The following is a 17,466-nucleotide window of genomic DNA, read 5'->3' on the forward strand; positions in this document are numbered from 1 at the left end:
AACTAACTAAGCACACTTAACCACTATAATTGTGCTACTAAATATTTTACTAAATCTCTTGTTGTAACAATTCCTACTAATTCAGAATCTTCAATTACAGGTAAGGCATGAAAGCCTTTAGTTGTAAGTAATTCTGCTACTTCTTTTATAGTTGTATAAGGCGCAACAGCCATTACATTTTTAGCCATTACTTGCTCTAATGTAAAGGTGTTATTCACAACACTTTTTATACCAGTTTTATCTTCATTTATATCTGAATGGCTAATTCTTTCAATGTCTGAATAACTTAACATTCCTATAATTTCTTTATCTTGTACAACCGGAATGTGTTTTATTTTGTGTTTAAAAAATAGTTTTTCTGCTGATACTAAATCGTCATTAACATTTAATGTAACTAAATTAGTTGCCATTATTTTTGATATGGGTTCGTCTCTTCTCATTTTCTATTGCTTTTATAATCTGAATAGCAAATTTCAGTAAAAATGTGGTTTTAAAAGATGATTTATATCAGTAATTATTTTTTTTCACTTAAAGTATCAAAACATTTTCAATTTTTTGAGTACATAACAATAATTTTGTAGGTACATATCATAAAATTAAAAAGAAAAATATTCAATTGTACTTAAACGAATTTGTATATAAGCTCAATTGAAGATACTTTGGTGAGAAAATATTTGATAGGTTAGTCATTGCAAATATTACAGTGATGGCAAATAACGGTTATACATAAAAAAGTATGTAGCACTTTTAGATAAAAAGTTAATAAACAGACCGGTTACAGCTATTTGTATGGTTTCTTTGCGTTATCATAATGAAGGTTTTATAGATACGTTTGATAGACAGATAAGAGAACTTAAAGAAGTTCAAGAATGTTATCAAATGGGAGGAAAAGTAGATTTTGTTTTAAAAGAAATATGTACTACTACAGAGAATTATATATAATAGTAGCTTATTGTAAGAGTGTAATCGTTTTTCTGAATTGTTTATTTAGTCATTACTTCAACAGAAATATGTACAAAAAAAAACAGAAGATAAACTTCTGTTTTTTTATTAAAATTAGTGACCGCGAAGGGATTCGAACCCCCAACCCTCAGAGCCGAAATCTGATATTCTATCCAGTTGAACTACGCAGCCAATATTTTTATACTAAGTTTTTCTTAACCAAAGTAGAAATTGTTTTTCCGTCTGCTTTTCCAGCTAATTCTTTAGAAACAATTCCCATTACTTTACCCATGTCTTGCATTCCGGAAGCACCTAATTTAGCAATGGTAGCAATAACTACTGTTTCTATTTCTTGTTCTGATAAAGCAGCAGGTAAAAATTGTTCTAAAATAGCAACTTCTGCCAATTCCGGATCTGCTAAATCTTGTCTATTTTGTTTTATAAAAATAGCTGCACTATCTTTTCTTTGTTTTACTTGCTTCTGAATAATCTTAATTTCTTGCTCTTCTGTAATTTCAGCTTGAACACCTGTTTCTGTTTTTGCTAATAAAAAGGCAGATTTAACTGCTCTTAAAGCTTGTAAAGCAACAGTATCTTTTGCCTTCATTGCTTCTTTCATTTTATCCATTACTTGTTTTTGCAAACTCATTGTATCTTAATTTAAATTAATTATTTCTTTGTTTTTTTTAGGTATAAAACATTTTTATTGTAATCTATAAATGCTTTTCCTTTTTGTAAAATATCTGCTCCAATAATACCATGTACTTCTTTAGCCTTGTGTTGCGTTAAAGCCGTATTTACATGCGTGAGGTTGAATAAAACCAAATGACATTTTTTAGTTTTCCAATCACCAATTTTTAATGAATTATTTTCAGATTTTTTTGTTTCCATATTTGTAGCACCCGCTCCTGCAGCTTTGGTTTCACTTTCTTCTGCATCCAGATTAAAATAAGTAATCATATCTAATCCTACACAAGAGTTAGAGGCTCCGGTATCTAAAATAAAACGTCCTTTTACACCATTAATAGTTGCTTTTAATTCTAAATGATTGGTGGCAATTTTTTTTAATTTTATTCTAATGTATTTCTTCTTCTTTAAAATTTTCTGTAAACGCTGCATGAAGTTGTGTATTCTAGAATTCAAAAATACAATTTATAAAATTCAAAGAATACTATCGTTCTAAAATTTCTTTTAATTTTTCTTTATAAATACGAAATTCTCTAAGATTATGATGTGTTCCCTTATGAAGTTGAATGTGTTTGTTCTTAGTTGATGTATTTAGTAATAACAATGCTTTAGATTGTTTGCAAGAAGTGGTATTATCATGTGTACCGTGAAAAATTGTAATAGGAGCCTTTACTTTTGTAATATCTTTATTTGTTTTAAATTGATATTTCAACAAAAATGTGGGAGCAAGTTTAGCGTAATATTGCACTGCTTTTTTAAAATTATAAAAAGGTGCTTCTAAAATGAGTTCTTTTGGATGGTTAGTAGCGGCTATTCTAGTTGCAAAAGTTGCACCAATAGAATATCCATAAACTACCATATTATCTTCTTTAAAAGTCTTTTTTAAGTGATTATAAACTGCTAAGACATCAGCATACATTTTTTTTTCGTGATAATTCCCTGTACTTTTTCCATAATTTCTATAATCGAAAACAAGCACTTCATAATTGTATTCTAAGAGGTAGGAAACTCTATGGCCCCATTTTGTTAAATTTCCTTTATTTCCATGGCAAAATAAAATGATACCTTTTGGGTTTGGTAATTTAAAATGAAGCGCATTAATTTCATTTACACCATCTGTTTTTATGAATACCTCTTCAAACTTGTTTGAAAAATGATACTGATAATTTTTATTTAGTGTATCACCTTTTAAAAAAATAAATTTTTCCTGAAAAAAATACAGGAACAAACAAGCGGTAACAACAATAGTTGTAATAATTAGTAAGTAGAGAGTCCAATTCATTGTATACTATTCGTTGTACGAAACTACTGATTTATAAAAAAAAACACCTATTAAGATTCATAAACTTGATTCTTTTTTAATAATTCACTATTTTTAAGTGTTTTATAAATTGATACAATATGCAAACTACAAAACGATTAGAAAATGCATTGGTAAAATTGTACAATGCTTATCATAATAATAGACTAAATCCTGAAGATTGTACGGCTTGTGCTGTTGGAAATATTTTGGATAATTTAGATAGTTGGAAGCACCTTTCAGATCAGCATGGTTCATTACAATTGAATTATGTAGGCAGAGTTCATCAAAATTTAGGAAGAAAATTTAACGGATATTCTCCAAATGAAATCTTACAGATAGAAAAAGTGTTTTTAGAAGCTTGTGGCTTTAAAACGCCTTTGTGTCATTACAATCAAAAACCTCAAAACCCTAGAAGTAAGGAGGTTTTGTTTGATGGATTGGTTGCAGTTATTGAATTATTATGCCAATTAGACAATCTGCCAAATGTATTGGATTTTTCTAAACTATTTGAACAAGAAAATGGTGAGCCTGTATATCATGTTCAATCTTTTTTAGCATTATAACTTAGTTAACTTAACCCTTTAAATTATTTAAAAATTCTTGTCGTCTGTTTCTAGATACAGGTACTTTGTGGTTTGCACTCAGTAATACATAACCTTCATTTAAATATTTTTCGATATGTTCTAAATTGATTAAATGCGATTTATGTACTAAATAAAAATCTTGATTTTTTAACAGTTTATTAAAATGACCAATGCTTTGTGAACTTAATATGGGTTTATGAGTGGTAAAATGAATTTTTGTGTACCCATCTATACCTTCACAATGAATAATGTTTGCAATTTTCACAAACTCTAACCCTTCTGTAGATGGAATTACCATTTTTTTCATTTGAAAAGTTTGTACACCTAGATTTTCTATAAGCAACTGGTTTTTTTGTAAAGCAGTTTTCTCTTCAATATTCTTAGCAGCATTGTTTACAGCTGCCACCAAATCATTATTATCTATTGGTTTTACAAGATAACCAATGGCACAATGCTTTATAGCTTCTATAGCATAAGTATCAAAAGCAGTAGCAAAAATAATTTCGAAATTTGGTTTGTCAAACTTTTTTAATAAATCGAACCCATTTATTTCTGGCATAGAAATATCTAAAAAAATTAATTGAGGTTGTAAACTATTTATCAACTCTATGGCATCTTTAGGGCTTTGCGTCTCCGCAATAACTTCTATATTAGGGCATAGTCTTTCTATTTTATTTTTTAGAATAGCCAATGCTTTGCGTTCATCATCTATAAGAATGGTTTTAATGGTTGTCATTATTTTTCTGATTAAATAGTAAAGATACTTCTGTACCTGTTTTACCTGGTTGTACAGAACGATCAATAATTTTATAAGTTACATTCCAATGGCTACTTTCATTTAAAAAATGAAGTCGTTCTGATAAAACTGCAGAAGAATGCGATGAATTTTTATTTTTAATAGAATTGTTTAATTTTTTTGCCTTTTCTAAACCTATACCATTGTCTATTACTGCTACTTTAAAACTAGTATTATTAATAAATATAAATTGTACACATATTTTTCCGTTTCCCTGTTTATGAAACAATCCATGATTTATAGCATTTTCTACTAAAGGCTGTAAAATCATTGGTGGCATGTATTCTTCTTCTATATCTAATTTAGCATCTACTTTTATTTCATAATCTAATTTTTCTTCGAAACGTAGTTTCTCTATTTGAAGGTAGTTTTCTAAAAGGCTAATTTCTTCGCTTAAACTAATGCTTTTTCTTCTTGAATAATCAAAAAATTGACGCATCAATTTTGAGAATTTTGCTAGATAATTTTCTGATGTTTCAACATCATTCTGTTGAATATAATATTGAATAGCATTTAAAGAATTATGCACAAAATGAGGATTCATTTGCCCTCTCAATGCTTTTAATTCTAACTCATGTTGCTGTTGCTGGTTTTTTAAAGCGTTTTCTAGGTTGTCTTGTACTAGCCTGTTTTTCCGTTTCAAAAAAATAACAAAAAGTAGCACCAAAAAAACACCAAGTGTTATTAGGATAAATATAAAGAGTATTATTATTGAATTTTCTGGCGACTGCATACGAAACCAATACTTAGAATGATACATTTTAAAAACGTAATAGGCACTTTCACATTAAATAAATAGTAATATTTATCAAAAGATGCATAATAGTTTTCACCTATTTTAAATGGGGTAAAACCAAGATAATAAATAAAATGCGCTATGGCAATCCAAAACAATAGATTTCTGTGAATACTAATAATTTCTTTAGAGTTTAAAAGACTAACAAAATAGTAAAAGACACAAACCATAATACCAAATCCACCTATAATGTAGGGTATAACTTGGGTTTGATTATGGTAATCTATTCCTTGATAAAATAATTCGTAAACTATACTTATAAAATATAAAGAAACTATAATACTAATTATTTTTTTTAAAACATTATTATTCACTTTTTTACAAAAAAGCCAAAACAGAAAGCTAAAATAAATGATATTATATAGATTTGTTAGAATTCTGTTTTGACCTTTAACAATATACGTACCATAGTATATTTTAAACATTTCATTTAATGCGGAATACAACAATACTATTACAAATAATCGGTATGGTTTTTCTAAATACTTCCATGCCCAAAAACCTATTATTACAGGTAATAACTGTATGTAAACATAACTGTTTATTACGTATAATTGTATTATTTCCATTTTTTTTTACTTTAATTTATAGATGAACTAGGGTTGTCTTGGAGGCATATCTGTTAACTCATTGCTAGAAACACTTTGTATTGTAATTTTTGCATTAGCAGCATTAAAAGTGGGTAAGAAACTTGCTTTAGATATTTCTTTTTCTATTTTGTTATTATTAGAAGCATAGCCCTTAATAGAATCAAGATATTTGTATAAAGATCTATATTCTCCTTTAAACACATCAGAATTATCATTAGGAATTATATAAAATGGAATATGATTATCTGCATCATAACCAGTGTTTTTTTCTGAATAATAAGTTGGAGTCATAAAAGTTGTTAAACGCCCTCTATAATCTCCTATTTTTAATGGATCGTTAAGTATAGACTCTTTTCTCTTACCAGTACTTTCTTTTTCTATGTTTAGAGAATCGGTTAAGTTATAAGCACCAAAACTAATCGCTATTCCTGAAATTATTTGCTCTGGGTTTTTCTGCTGCAACACTTCTATAAAGTTAATATAATCTTTTAATTTTTGCAAAGGCATTAATGAGTATTCCGTTGGTAAATAATGATCTCTTTGTAATATACCATTATTAGTATCAATATTATCCTGCATCTGTTTAATAATTGGAATAAATCGATCTTTATAATTATCAAATAAATCTGCTACTTGACCTATATTAATGGTATGTCTAGAGTTTTTGTAATTTGCAATAACCTCGTTTTCATTTAGAACGCTATGGTTGCAACTTTCTTCTTTATTACATGTTTTAAATAGAAGTATAGTTAATAACACGATCGTTATTAACAGTAATGTTCTTGTTGTTTTCATTTTTTTTGTTTTTAAAGTTAATGATTAAATGTTTATTAATGGGTAAAATAGTATTGTTTTAAAAAATCTCTTTTTGTTGAATATAAATGAAAGGCAACTTTGATGCGATCTCCATTGCCTTTTTCATGAGCTTTTTAATCTTTACAAATACTAAATTCTAAACAATCTTCTAAATCATAATGAAGTTCTACATTGTAACAAATACCAGCTATTTTAAACCTATACTTACCTTGTTTTGCTCCGTTGTTTATGAGCACAAACTCTCTAGAAACACAACTACAAGGTTCTATGGTACCAAAACAGAATGCTCCTTTAGGTATTACTTCTATAGAAGGGTTTCCGTTAGGCAGTAATGCTATTTTTTTTCCATCTTGATGAAATACTTCTATAGTGCCAATAGAGTAATTAGAAAAACTAATATTAGAAAATGGGTTACAAACCGTTATAATCATTTTTTCTGTATCGGTAGATTCAATACAATCACAATCACTATCTCCCCATTTTATGTTTAAAGATGGTTTATAATTAGGTGGTTCTATTTCATAACATTTACTAGAGTTTTGAGCTAAAAAACCAACCTTAGGGCTACCTGTTTTAACATGAACAATAATCTCATTTAAACATTTTTGCCAATCATTCGCTAATTTAATTTCTACTTCCTTTCCTGCATCAAAACCTCTATGTCCATAAGGATTAGATCCGTTTTGTGGCAAGATTGTTGGTGAATGAATACTTTGCGGTTTACCATTTATATAAATTTCATGTACAGAGTTATCAGCAAAAAATTTCATATCCAAGAAAAAATGATGTGGATCTATTGAGCTATTTAAATTAAATTTCAACCTAAAGTATCCCTCCTCTTTTGATTTTTGTTGTTGCGTATTTGCATAATAAGAAATCCAGTTTGCATTTGAGTAAATACTATTTGTCCAGGCCGAGTCTTTTGCAACATAAGCTGGAATCCAGTTTTTAACACTATTAGGACCTTTCGTATTTCCAATACCAGCTTCCCAATTTAAATCTCTGCCACCACCTATAGGAATAAAACCGCCCTTACCATCTTGAGCTGTATTAATTAGAACTGCATCATAAGGCGAGTTTATTTTTAAGATATTAGGTTCTTCAATTTTACATTCACTACAATGATTTAAGTTATTCACTTTTTCATCATTTAATTCTGAATAGAAATTATTTAATTCTTCTTTAATCTTTTTACAAGTACTTTCTTCCTTTTTCATTTTTTAGCATTTTAGTTTTACCTACTCTATTTAAGTTTTGGTTTTTCGGTATTCACCTTTTATTTAAAGTAAATATCTAAATAGAAAGCGTAAACTAAAACAGCAAATTTATTGCATGCTGCTTACAATCTATAAACGGTAGATTTCACGACAAGAAAGTTTTTAGCAAAAAAAAACCGACACAAAATGTGTCGGTTTTAAATTTATATACATTTGAAGTTTAACCTCCAAAATCATCAAAACGGATATTTTCGTCAGAAAGACCAAAATCTTCACCCATTTTTTGAACAGCGTTGTTCATTAATGGTGGTCCACAGAAATACAATTCTAAGTCCTCTGGTGCATCATGGTGATTTAAGTAGTTTTCAATTACACAGTTGTGAATAAAACCTACAAAACCATCTCCAGCTTCATCGCTAATATCTTTTTTCTTTGTCCAATTATCTGCTTCTGTTGGATCTGATAAAGCGATATAAAATTTAAAGTTTGGAAAATCTTTTTCTAAAGCTCTAAAGTGTTCTATATAAAATAATTCTGCTTTAGAACGTCCTCCATACCAATAAGTAACTTTTCTACCAGTCTTTAATGTTCTGAATAAGTGATATAAGTGAGAACGCATTGGCGCCATTCCTGCTCCACCACCAACATATAACATTTCTGCATCAGATTCATTGATAAAGAATTCTCCATAAGGACCAGAAATTACACATTTATCTCCTTTCTTTAGATTAAAAATGTATGAAGATGCAATACCCGGATTTACATCCATCCAGCCACCTTTTGCTCTATCAAAAGGAGGTGTAGCAATACGTACATTTAACATAATTTCTCTTCCTTCTGCAGGATAAGAAGCCATAGAATATGCTCTTTCTATAGTTTCTGTATTTTTCATTACCAATGGTCTTAAGTTAAACTTGTCCCATTCTGCCTCAAACTTATCTGGAGTATCGTGTTCTTCTGGATGTGCAGTAATGTCCATATCAGAATAGTTTACTTCACAAGCTGGAATTTCAATTTGAATATACCCACCTGCTTTGTATCCCATATCTTGAGGAATCTCAACAACAAATTCTTTAATAAATGTAGCTACGTTATAATTTCTTACAACCACAGCATCCCATTTCTTAATTCCGAAGATTTCTTCAGGGATAGAAATATCCATGTCTTGTTTTACTTTTACTTGACATGCTAAACGAATTCCTGATTTTAACTCCTTTTTTGTAAAGTGAGGTGTTTCTGTTGGTAATGCTTCACCACCACCAGAATTTACATGACACTCACACTGAACACAAGATCCACCACCGCCACAAGCAGATGGTAAAAATATTTTCTCGTTTCCTAATGTTGTTAAAAGTGTGCTTCCAGAACCCACTTCTATTTTCTTTTCTCCGTTTATGGTAATTGTTACCGGGCCAGAAGGAGATAATTTTTGTTTTACAAATAATAACAATGCTACTAATACCAATGTTAATATTAAAAAAGCCACTACCGTTGCAATTATGGTTCCTGTTGTACCTGCTGCTAATATCATGCTTCTATTGGTTTATAATTGTGTTTTCAGCTACAATTTCTTTTGTTGCTGTTTTTACTTCTTCTTTTTTAACTTTAGCCTCTACAACTGGTTTTTCTTCTTTCTTCTCATCACCACCAGTTAACATACCTCCAAAGCTCATAAAACCAATTGCCATTAATCCTGTTATGATAAACGTAATTCCTAAACCTCTTAAGGCAGGAGGTACATTTGAATATCTAATTTTTTCACGAATTGCGGCAATGGCTAAAATTGCTAAAAACCATCCAATTCCAGATCCAACACCATAGGTAAATGACAAACCTAACGTAGGAATTTCACGAGATTGCATAAATAAACTTCCACCTAAAATAGCACAGTTTACTGCAATTAACGGTAAGAAAATACCTAATGAATTGTATAATGAAGGTGAGAATTTTTCAACAATAATTTCTACCAATTGTACCATGGTTGCAATGGTTGCAATAAACATGATAAATGATAAGAAACTTAAGTCGTATTCTGCATATTCTGCTCCTAACCATTTTAAAGCTCCTGGTTGTAAAATGTATTGATCTAACAACCAATTTAAAGGTACAGTTACTGCTAATACAAAAATTACAGCAGCACCTAAACCAACGGCAGTAGATACTTTTTTAGATACAGCAAGGTAAGAACACATTCCTAAGAAGGTTGCAAATACCATGTTGTCTATAAATATCGATTTGAAAAATAATTCTATATGTTCCATATGTTTTCAATTAACAGTTATCAGTAATCAGTTTTCAATGTATTGTTTATTGATAAATGAACACTAATAATTGGTTTTTAATTCTCTTCTATTAATGATTTATTCTTAGTACGTTGTATCCAGATAATAATACCAACTACAATTAATGCCATTGGAGATAATAACATAAATCCGTTATTTTCATATCCTATAGAGTACAATCCTGTTTTTTCAATAGGATCTCCTAAAACTTTAAATCCTAATAATGTACCAGAACCTAATAATTCTCTAAAGAATCCTACGGCTATTAATATAACACCATAACCAACTGCATTACCTATTCCGTCTAAGAAAGATCTCCATGGTCCGTTACCCAAAGCAAAGGCCTCAAAACGTCCCATAATAATACAGTTTGTAATAATTAACCCCACAAAAACAGAAAGTGTTTTACTTAGTTCATAAGCAAATGCTTTTAGTACTAAATCTACAATAATTACTAAAGTAGCAACTACAATAAGTTGTACAATAATTCTAATTTTTGATGGTATAATGTTTCTCATTAAAGAGATAACTACGTTTCCTAAACCTAATACAAACATTACCGAAATAGCCATTACAATAGAAGCTTTTAATTCTGCTGTAATTGCTAAAGCAGAACAAATACCTAATACTTGAATTGTAATTGGGTTATTGTCTAGTAACGGATCTGTAATTAAGGCTGCGTCTTTTTTTGAAAGTAAACCCATAATTTATTTTTTTAAAGTTTTAAAATAAGGCACATACAATGCTAAATCAGATTTTATCATGGCAGAAACGCCATCACCGGTAATTGTTGCTCCAGCAATTGCATCTACTTCATAATCTGTTTTGTCATCATTTTTAGGATCGTTATTACCTTTGGCAACTGTAATTCCTTCGAAATTTCCAGTTTCAGACAATAAATGTTCACCAATAAAATCGTCCATAAAATAGCGTTGTTTAATGTTTGCTCCTAAACCAGGAGTTTCACCTTTATGATCAAAATATGCTCCTTGTACAATCATATTTTCATCCATGGCAACATATCCCCAAATTGCATCCCAAAGACCTTTTCCTCTTATAGGAGCAACGTAAAATGTTACCCCATCTTTTTCACCAACAAATAATGGTAATTTTCTTTGTTTACCTTCTTTTGCTAAAGTTTGTTGTTTTTTAACATCAATTAAATATGCATTATCATCTTCGGTAATTTTATCACCTTGAATAATAATTTGTTTTTTGATGTATTTTGTAAACTCTGTACCGGCAACATTTGTAGAAACAAAAGTTGCACTAGATTCATCGTTTTCATTTACACCCATTGCATACAAAATGTTTTGTTGCTTTTCTATTCTCTTATTTTCGTCGATATTAGGCTTTAAAGACGATGCTAAAAAAGCCAATATAGAACCAACAATTAACACCATAATTACGGCAAAAATTATTGTATATGAATTACTATCTGTTCTCTTACTCATAATTAGGCAGTTTTAACTTTAGTACGTTTTAATCTTTTTTTCACGTTTCCTTGAACCACATAATGGTCTATTGTAGGTGCAAAAACATTCATTAACAAAATAGCTAACATTACCCCTTCTGGATATGCTGGGTTAAATACACGAATCATAATGGCAATAAATCCTGCTAAGAAACCGTAAATCCATTTCCCTTTATTTGTTTGTGCTGCTGTTACAGGATCTGTTGCCATAAAAACGGCTCCAAATGCTAAACCACCAATAATTAAATGCTCATACCAAACGGTGTTCATTAAGCCATAAAACTTGCTAGATTCTGTAATAATATCTGCTGCTACAATTTGGTTAAATATGAAGCCCATTACCGCTGCTCCTAAAAAGGTAGAAACAATAATTCTCCAACTTCCTATTTTTGTAAAAATTAAGAAAGCTGCCCCTAATAGAATTAACAATGTTGATGTTTCTCCTACAGAACCTGGTATAAAACCTGCAAATTTATCCCAAGTAGAATAAATTACTTCGCTGTTTTGAGCATAACTACCAAGAATAGTTTCCCCAGAAATTGCATCTGGTATATTTTCAGTACCTAACATTCCCATACGAGGATCTGCGCCATGCACCCAAACTTTATCTCCAGACATCCACGTTGGATATGCAAAGAATAAGAATGCTCTAATAGTTAACGCTGGGTTTAAGATGTTCATTCCTGTACCACCAAAAACTTCTTTACCAATTACTACACCAAAAACTACGGCAACTGCTAACATCCATAAAGGTGTATCAATTGGTACAATTAATGGCACTAACATACCCGTTACTAAGTACCCTTCTTCTACTTCATGACCTTTTATAATAGCAAAAATAAATTCTACTCCTAAACCAACTCCGTAAGAAATAATTACTAAGGGTAATACTTTTATAATTCCAATCCAAAGGTTATCAAACGTAAAAAAGTTAGCTAATACATCTGCTCTTAAAGAGCTATCTATAGCTGCGTAATGTTGAAAACCTGCATTAAACATTCCAAAAATCAAACAAGGAACTAAAGCCATAATTACCGTGTTCATGGTACGCTTTAAATCGTCTGCTGCTTTTATATGAGTTCCTCCGTGAGTAACATCATTTGGTAAATATAAAAAGGTATGGATTGCGTTAAACGCAGGTGCCATTTTAGTACCTTTATATTTCTCTTTTAAATTATGTAAATTTTGTTTTAAGCCCATAATCTTATCCTAATTCTTCTCTCATTAAATCTAAACCTTCACGTATTATTTTCTGGTGAGGTTGTTTAGATACACAAATAAATTCTGTTAGTGCAAAATCTTCTGGAGCTACTTCGTAACCTCCCAAAGCTTCCATTTCATCTAAATCTTTATACATACATGCTTTTAACAATTGCATTGGATAAATATCTAAAGGAAAAACATTTTCGTAAGAACCCGTAACAACAAATGCTCTGTGTTCTCCGTTGGTGTTTGTGTTTAAATTGTATTTTTTCTTAGGTGTTAACCAAGAAAAAGTTAACGCTCTAGATGTAGATACTTTATTAAAAACAGGCTTTGTCCATCCAAAAAATTCGTAATCATCTCCTTCCGGAATTGCCGTTATTTGGTTGTCATAATATCCTAAGAAATCAGTTTCTTTTACTTGCTTTCCAGAAAGTACGTTTCCACTGATAATTCTTGTATTATCATTTTCTAAATTTTTAGCCGTTATATCTGCAATAGTTGCTCCTGCAAGAGCAGTTACATATTGTGGCTTGCTAAATTTAGAACCGGTTAAAGCAATGGTTCTTGTTGCATTAAACTTACCTGTTAAAAGTAATTCACCAATAATAACTAAATCTTGTGGTGTAATTACCCAAACAACTTCTCCTTTATTAAGAGGGTCTATGCTGGCAATTTGAGTACTCACATTCCCTGAAGGATGTGGCCCAGAAACCTTATGCAATTCTACTCCATTAATTTTTGATAAAGGCGAATTAGAATTGGATCCTACAGATACATGAACTTTACCTGCTGTTAGTTTAGAAACCGCGGTAATTGCAGCTTGCAATTCGGCTTCTTTACCAGCTAAAGTAAAATCTAAATCTGCAGCTAAAGGTGCACTTGCGTAGGCAGAAACAAAAATAGCTTTTGGTGCTTGGTTTGGATTTGCAACAACATCATACGGACGTTGTTTTACAAATGGCCAACAACCAGAAGCAAACAAATGATTCTTAACTTCTTCCGCAGACATTTTTGCCGCATCTTTAGTACCAAAATCTTTATGCACTTGAGTTGAATCCGCAGAAATTTTAACTGCTAATACTTTTCTTCTTGCTCCACGAATTACCTCAACCACTTTACCAGAAACCGGACTTGGAAATAAAATACGTTCGTCACTTTTTGAATAAAAAAGTACTTCTCCCGCTTTAACTTCTGCTCCTTCCTTGGCTACAAGTTTTGGTATAATTCCGTGAAAATCTTCTGGCTTTACGGCATAAATACTACTTAAAGTACTACTTTTAGTGGTTTTTTCTGCGCCGCCAACAAGCTTAATGTCTAAGCCTTTTTTAATACGAATGTCTTTTGACATAGTAATTTGGAATTGTTAGTTATCTTAAAAAAATCAAGCAAATTTAGGCTTTTTGCTATTTATGATGGAAATATTTTAACTTTTATCTTTGTTAAACAATCTTATTTATAATTATTCTAAATAATAAAATTAAATGAAAACGTTGTAGTTATAAGTTTTGGCTTTAATTTTGATAATTAAACCAAATGAACACTATTTTTGTAATATGTATAAGAAACTACTAATTCCTTTTTTTATCTTTTTCTGTTTAAGCTTATTTTCTCAGAACATAAAGTCTATTCAGTTAAGACCTTTGCAAGAAAACAACTTCTCTTCAATTGTTCCTTTGGGCATTGTTTTAGAATTGTCTTTTGATGATTTAGAGGCTGATAGTAAAGAATATCAATATAAGATTGAGCACAAAACGCATAATTGGAAATCTAGCCGATTGTTAGCCAGTCAATATATAAATGGTTTTGAGCAAAATTATATTAATAACGCTACAAACTCATTTAATACATTACAAAGTTATACGCATTATTCCGTGCAAATTCCCAATACAAATACCGTAATTACTAAAAGTGGTAATTATCTTTTATCGGTTTTAAATGAAGATGAAGAGGTGGTTTTTACAAGAAGGTTTGTATTGTATGAAAACCAAACAACCGTGGGGGTTTCTGTGGCAAGAAGTAGAGATACAAAAACATTAAATACCCAACAAACTGTTCAGTTTTTTGTAAATCATCCAACGTTAAAAATTAACAATCCTGGTCAAGAAATAAAAGTAGTTGTATTAAAAAATAATAATTGGAACGAAAAAATAACAGAGTTGCAACCCACTTTTTTTAAACCCAATCAATTGGTGTATTCGCATACAAATAAAACCAATTTTTGGGGAGGTAATGAATACTTAAATTTTGATTCAAAATATATAAGAACAAATAGTTTAAATATTATTCAGGTAGATAAAAGAGAAGTGTATCATCATTTTATTTATCCTTTTACTTTTAATCCGTATAAAAAATATATGTACAATCCGGATGTAAACGGACAATTTGTAATTAGAACTTTAGAGGCGTCAGAAGCAACAACAGAAGCAGATTATGCCATGATGCATTTTTCTCTTTCGGTAGATGAACCTTTTGCGGAAAAAGAAGTGTATGTGTATGGTGCTTTTAGTAATTTTGAGGTAATGGAGGCTCATAAAATGGTGTATCATGCAGCAGAAAAGACTTACAAAGGAAACTTTTTACTAAAGCAAGGTTTTTATAATTATACATACGCAACGGTAGATAGAAGAGGTGTTGTAAATACAAATGAAGTTAATGGTACTTTTTATGAAACCGAAAATGAATATACCGTTTTGGTATATTATAAACCTTTTGGAGCGTTTTATGAGCGAGTTGTTGGCGTAGGAACAGGTTTTTTTAATCAGAATGAATAAATAAACTAGTATACAACCATTAAAACAGGTGTTGTATTTTTATGTGTTTTTTTAACGTAACATCTTTGTAAAATCTCAATTTCACAGATATTTATGCCGTCTTTAAAAAAGAAAATTACTTTTAAAGTTTTCATAGGATATATTATTCTTGTTCTTTTGGCCAGCATTTCTGGGTTTTTAGTATTTTCTGAAATTTTTATTCAACAAAAAAGAAAAAATATTTTTTTATGAACCCTACAAAATAGATGATAAGAGCATTTATTTTGTATTTGGCAACCTTCGTTTTTATATATATCGGAAAAAAATAATCATTTTTTTCTATTATCAACAGAAAGTATAAAAGATGAAAAAAAATCAATTGTAGTTCTAAACAAAAAAAACTATATTTACTCTATTATGGTGCAACAAATAACAAAAGGGATAAAAATTTCTGTGAAAACTAAATACAATGGTTCTAGTTATAGAAATAACAAAAACTATCATATTTTTGTGTATGTTATTACCATTGAAAATACTTCTACTAAAACAGTAAAATTAACAGATAGATATTGGAATATTTTTGATTCATTAAATAGATCAGAAATTGTGAGTGGAGAAGGCGTAGTTGGTCAAACTCCTGTTTTAAAACCACAAGACGTGTATACCTATAGTTCTGGTTGTTTTTTAGAATCTAATATGGGTGCAATGAAAGGTTTTTACACCATGATAGATATAGAAAACTTTACTCAATTTAAAGTGATAATTCCTACTTTTCAACTTTCAAATCAAACGATATTAAACTAAAAATAACCGAAAAAAAAGCAGCTATTATTAAAGACCCAGCATGTCTTAATTGTGGACATCCTTTTAGTGGTCAAGAAAAGTTTTGCCCAGATTGTGGTCAAGCCAATAAAGGAAATAGAATAACCTTTGTAAATTTTATTCAAGAACTTTTTAGTGGTTTGTTCAATTTTGAAGCAAAGTTTTGGAACACTATTACTACACTTTTATTTAAACCAGGCAAAGTCTCTAAAGAGTATGTAGCGGGTAAAAGACAACGATATTCTAACCCTTTTCGTTTTTATTTAACAGTTTCCATTCTGTTCTTTTTAATTTTAGGAGTTTCAAAAAGTATCGATAAATTTAATGCTCTCAAAAACGGTAGTGCAAAAAATAATACTAGTGATCTTTCTTTTAATGACACAAAACAAATAGGAAAAGAGATTGATATAGATTCGTTAAAAAATGCTGTAAATGAAGATTTAAAAAACTCTTGGTTTCCTGTAGATTCTATCAAAAGAAAAGAAATTGTAGAAAAAGTTGCTGAACAAGCAAAAGACAGTACCAAAACTATTAGTAAAAATAATATTGATTTTAATGGTTTAAAAATAGACAATTATTTAAAGTTTCAAAAAAAACATCCAAAAATAAATATAGATGATGCTTTGGATAGTTTAGCGCAAGAAAAAACATTTTTTAATCGGTTTTTGTATGATAGGGCTGGGAAAATAAATTCTTTACTTGGGGAAGCTGATAGTCAAGAGCAATTTGTAAACCAGCTACTTTCTTATGGGTCAATAGCATTGTTTGTGTTTCTTCCGTTCTTTACTTTATTTCTAAAACTATTTTATATCAGAAGAAAATACACCTATGTAGATCATTTAATATTTGTGTTTCATTCACAAACAGTATTTTTTATGCTGCTTTCTATCTACTTTTTACTTGTATTATTTAATATAAATCCGCAATTATGGATTTTTACAATCTTGTTTTTAATCTATCTATTTATTGCATTGCGTACTTTTTATCAGCAAGGATATTTTAAAACTTTTTTAAAACTTTTTTAAAATTTATACTACTTAATGGTGCCTATTTTTTAATTTCTACAATGGGTATAATTATTGTTGGTTTCATTTCTTTTGCTTTATTTTAGAAGGTAGTAAATCTAAATAACGTGAGTTCGAGCTAATCAATCGCAATACTCGGTAACATATTGGGTATTTTTATAGAAGGTTTTTTAGGT

Annotated in this window: 20 protein-coding genes and 1 tRNA gene; 5 read left to right on the plus strand and 16 right to left on the minus strand. The window is 29.8% G+C overall.

Annotated elements, in window-relative coordinates:
• Positions 1-23: 23 nt before the first annotated feature.
• On the minus strand, positions 24-440 hold the full coding sequence (locus ACSHW5_RS07150) for a CBS domain-containing protein (RefSeq protein WP_435675430.1): 417 nt from the start codon (positions 438-440) through the stop codon (positions 24-26).
• A gap of 349 nt (positions 441-789) precedes the next feature.
• On the opposite strand from ACSHW5_RS07150, the gene ACSHW5_RS07155 reads away from it, so the two are divergent.
• Positions 790-942, plus strand: coding sequence for an Lrp/AsnC ligand binding domain-containing protein (locus ACSHW5_RS07155; protein ID WP_435675431.1), 153 nt, complete (start codon positions 790-792; stop codon positions 940-942).
• A 118-nt stretch (positions 943-1,060) separates the two neighbouring features.
• Here the strand turns inward: ACSHW5_RS07155 and ACSHW5_RS07160 are convergent.
• The 4 genes from ACSHW5_RS07160 to ACSHW5_RS07175 all read right to left on the minus strand — a co-directional run bounded on the left by ACSHW5_RS07160 (position 1,061) and on the right by ACSHW5_RS07175 (position 2,911).
• A tRNA-Arg gene (locus ACSHW5_RS07160) sits at positions 1,061-1,134 on the minus strand.
• A gap of 7 nt (positions 1,135-1,141) precedes the next feature.
• Positions 1,142-1,591, minus strand: coding sequence for a GatB/YqeY domain-containing protein (locus tag ACSHW5_RS07165; RefSeq protein WP_435675432.1), 450 nt, complete (start codon positions 1,589-1,591; stop codon positions 1,142-1,144).
• 20 nt (positions 1,592-1,611) lie between these two features.
• Positions 1,612-2,061, minus strand: a complete 450-nt coding sequence (locus ACSHW5_RS07170) for a retropepsin-like aspartic protease (RefSeq protein ID WP_435675450.1) — start codon at positions 2,059-2,061, stop codon at positions 1,612-1,614.
• A gap of 52 nt (positions 2,062-2,113) precedes the next feature.
• Positions 2,114-2,911: an alpha/beta hydrolase gene (locus tag ACSHW5_RS07175; RefSeq protein WP_435675433.1), complete on the minus strand. Its 798-nt coding sequence runs from the start codon at positions 2,909-2,911 to the stop codon at positions 2,114-2,116.
• Between the two features lie 119 nt (positions 2,912-3,030).
• Between ACSHW5_RS07175 and ACSHW5_RS07180 the strand changes: the two genes are divergently transcribed.
• A complete protein-coding gene (locus ACSHW5_RS07180) occupies positions 3,031-3,495 on the plus strand; it encodes a Na(+)-translocating NADH-quinone reductase subunit F (protein ID WP_435675434.1) in 465 nt (154 codons plus the stop codon).
• A gap of 10 nt (positions 3,496-3,505) precedes the next feature.
• On the opposite strand, the gene ACSHW5_RS07185 is transcribed toward ACSHW5_RS07180, so the two are convergent.
• The 11 genes from ACSHW5_RS07185 to ACSHW5_RS07235 all read right to left on the minus strand — a co-directional run bounded on the left by ACSHW5_RS07185 (position 3,506) and on the right by ACSHW5_RS07235 (position 14,041).
• A complete protein-coding gene (locus ACSHW5_RS07185; RefSeq protein WP_435675435.1) occupies positions 3,506-4,252 on the minus strand; it encodes a LytR/AlgR family response regulator transcription factor in 747 nt (248 codons plus the stop codon).
• On the minus strand, positions 4,239-4,955 hold the full coding sequence (locus ACSHW5_RS07190; RefSeq protein ID WP_435675436.1) for a sensor histidine kinase: 717 nt from the start codon (positions 4,953-4,955) through the stop codon (positions 4,239-4,241). The genes ACSHW5_RS07185 and ACSHW5_RS07190 overlap by 14 nt, the downstream gene beginning before the upstream one ends.
• Positions 4,956-5,020: 65 nt before the next feature.
• Positions 5,021-5,677 carry a hypothetical protein gene (locus ACSHW5_RS07195; protein ID WP_435675437.1) on the minus strand — a complete coding sequence of 219 codons (657 nt, stop codon included), beginning with the start codon at positions 5,675-5,677 and terminating at the stop codon, positions 5,021-5,023.
• 27 nt (positions 5,678-5,704) lie between these two features.
• Positions 5,705-6,493 (minus strand): hypothetical protein, encoded by a 789-nt coding sequence (locus tag ACSHW5_RS07200; protein ID WP_435675438.1) that lies wholly within the window; start codon positions 6,491-6,493, stop codon positions 5,705-5,707.
• Positions 6,494-6,627: 134 nt separating this feature from the next.
• Positions 6,628-7,731 (minus strand): hypothetical protein, encoded by a 1,104-nt coding sequence (locus ACSHW5_RS07205; RefSeq protein ID WP_435675439.1) that lies wholly within the window; start codon positions 7,729-7,731, stop codon positions 6,628-6,630.
• A gap of 220 nt (positions 7,732-7,951) precedes the next feature.
• A complete protein-coding gene (gene nqrF, locus ACSHW5_RS07210) occupies positions 7,952-9,262 on the minus strand; it encodes an NADH:ubiquinone reductase (Na(+)-transporting) subunit F (RefSeq protein WP_435675440.1) in 1,311 nt (436 codons plus the stop codon).
• A gap of 4 nt (positions 9,263-9,266) precedes the next feature.
• Complete coding sequence (nqrE, locus tag ACSHW5_RS07215) at positions 9,267-9,992, minus strand: NADH:ubiquinone reductase (Na(+)-transporting) subunit E (RefSeq protein WP_435675441.1); 726 nt, start codon at positions 9,990-9,992, stop codon at positions 9,267-9,269.
• 77 nt (positions 9,993-10,069) lie between these two features.
• Positions 10,070-10,717, minus strand: coding sequence for an NADH:ubiquinone reductase (Na(+)-transporting) subunit D (locus ACSHW5_RS07220; RefSeq protein ID WP_435675442.1), 648 nt, complete (start codon positions 10,715-10,717; stop codon positions 10,070-10,072).
• 3 nt (positions 10,718-10,720) lie between these two features.
• The gene (locus ACSHW5_RS07225) at positions 10,721-11,467 is read right to left on the minus strand and encodes a Na(+)-translocating NADH-quinone reductase subunit C (protein ID WP_435675443.1); all 747 of its coding nucleotides are present in this window, start codon (positions 11,465-11,467) and stop codon (positions 10,721-10,723) included.
• A 2-nt stretch (positions 11,468-11,469) separates the two neighbouring features.
• Positions 11,470-12,687: an NADH:ubiquinone reductase (Na(+)-transporting) subunit B gene (locus ACSHW5_RS07230; protein ID WP_435675444.1), complete on the minus strand. Its 1,218-nt coding sequence runs from the start codon at positions 12,685-12,687 to the stop codon at positions 11,470-11,472.
• Positions 12,688-12,691: 4 nt separating this feature from the next.
• A complete protein-coding gene (locus tag ACSHW5_RS07235) occupies positions 12,692-14,041 on the minus strand; it encodes a Na(+)-translocating NADH-quinone reductase subunit A (protein WP_435675445.1) in 1,350 nt (449 codons plus the stop codon).
• 205 nt (positions 14,042-14,246) lie between these two features.
• Here ACSHW5_RS07235 and ACSHW5_RS07240 point away from each other — a divergent pair, with 205 nt between their 5' ends.
• From ACSHW5_RS07240 to ACSHW5_RS07250, 3 genes are all read left to right on the plus strand, one after another.
• Entirely contained in the window at positions 14,247-15,464 is a 1,218-nt protein-coding gene (locus tag ACSHW5_RS07240) for a DUF5103 domain-containing protein (protein WP_435675446.1), read from the plus strand.
• 396 nt (positions 15,465-15,860) lie between these two features.
• Positions 15,861-16,247, plus strand: a complete 387-nt coding sequence (apaG, locus tag ACSHW5_RS07245; protein ID WP_435675447.1) for a Co2+/Mg2+ efflux protein ApaG — start codon at positions 15,861-15,863, stop codon at positions 16,245-16,247.
• Positions 16,248-16,405: 158 nt separating this feature from the next.
• Positions 16,406-17,290 carry a DUF3667 domain-containing protein gene (locus ACSHW5_RS07250; protein WP_435675448.1) on the plus strand — a complete coding sequence of 295 codons (885 nt, stop codon included), beginning with the start codon at positions 16,406-16,408 and terminating at the stop codon, positions 17,288-17,290.
• Positions 17,291-17,466 lie beyond the last annotated feature (176 nt).

Origin of the sequence: Polaribacter sp., from assembly GCF_051251875.1 — a bacterium.
GTDB lineage: Bacteria > Bacteroidota > Bacteroidia > Flavobacteriales > Flavobacteriaceae > Polaribacter.

What these genes read in the sequence shown, in the direction of transcription:
- ACSHW5_RS07150 (WP_435675430.1), bottom strand. Translation starts at nt 440, where the DNA reads ATGAGAAGAGACGAACCCATATCAAAAATAATGGCAACTAATTTAGTT.
- ACSHW5_RS07155 (WP_435675431.1), top strand. Translation starts at nt 790, where the DNA reads ATGGTTTCTTTGCGTTATCATAATGAAGGTTTTATAGATACGTTTGAT.
- ACSHW5_RS07165 (WP_435675432.1), bottom strand. Translation starts at nt 1,591, where the DNA reads ATGAGTTTGCAAAAACAAGTAATGGATAAAATGAAAGAAGCAATGAAG.
- ACSHW5_RS07170 (WP_435675450.1), bottom strand. Translation starts at nt 2,061, where the DNA reads ATGCAGCGTTTACAGAAAATTTTAAAGAAGAAGAAATACATTAGAATA.
- ACSHW5_RS07175 (WP_435675433.1), bottom strand. Translation starts at nt 2,911, where the DNA reads ATGAATTGGACTCTCTACTTACTAATTATTACAACTATTGTTGTTACC.
- ACSHW5_RS07180 (WP_435675434.1), top strand. Translation starts at nt 3,031, where the DNA reads ATGCAAACTACAAAACGATTAGAAAATGCATTGGTAAAATTGTACAAT.
- ACSHW5_RS07185 (WP_435675435.1), bottom strand. Translation starts at nt 4,252, where the DNA reads ATGACAACCATTAAAACCATTCTTATAGATGATGAACGCAAAGCATTG.
- ACSHW5_RS07195 (WP_435675437.1), bottom strand. Translation starts at nt 5,677, where the DNA reads ATGGAAATAATACAATTATACGTAATAAACAGTTATGTTTACATACAG.
- ACSHW5_RS07200 (WP_435675438.1), bottom strand. Translation starts at nt 6,493, where the DNA reads ATGAAAACAACAAGAACATTACTGTTAATAACGATCGTGTTATTAACT.
- ACSHW5_RS07205 (WP_435675439.1), bottom strand. Translation starts at nt 7,731, where the DNA reads ATGAAAAAGGAAGAAAGTACTTGTAAAAAGATTAAAGAAGAATTAAAT.
- nqrF (WP_435675440.1), bottom strand. Translation starts at nt 9,262, where the DNA reads ATGATATTAGCAGCAGGTACAACAGGAACCATAATTGCAACGGTAGTG.
- nqrE (WP_435675441.1), bottom strand. Translation starts at nt 9,992, where the DNA reads ATGGAACATATAGAATTATTTTTCAAATCGATATTTATAGACAACATG.
- ACSHW5_RS07220 (WP_435675442.1), bottom strand. Translation starts at nt 10,717, where the DNA reads ATGGGTTTACTTTCAAAAAAAGACGCAGCCTTAATTACAGATCCGTTA.
- ACSHW5_RS07225 (WP_435675443.1), bottom strand. Translation starts at nt 11,467, where the DNA reads ATGAGTAAGAGAACAGATAGTAATTCATATACAATAATTTTTGCCGTA.
- ACSHW5_RS07230 (WP_435675444.1), bottom strand. Translation starts at nt 12,687, where the DNA reads ATGGGCTTAAAACAAAATTTACATAATTTAAAAGAGAAATATAAAGGT.
- ACSHW5_RS07235 (WP_435675445.1), bottom strand. Translation starts at nt 14,041, where the DNA reads ATGTCAAAAGACATTCGTATTAAAAAAGGCTTAGACATTAAGCTTGTT.
- ACSHW5_RS07240 (WP_435675446.1), top strand. Translation starts at nt 14,247, where the DNA reads ATGTATAAGAAACTACTAATTCCTTTTTTTATCTTTTTCTGTTTAAGC.
- apaG (WP_435675447.1), top strand. Translation starts at nt 15,861, where the DNA reads ATGGTGCAACAAATAACAAAAGGGATAAAAATTTCTGTGAAAACTAAA.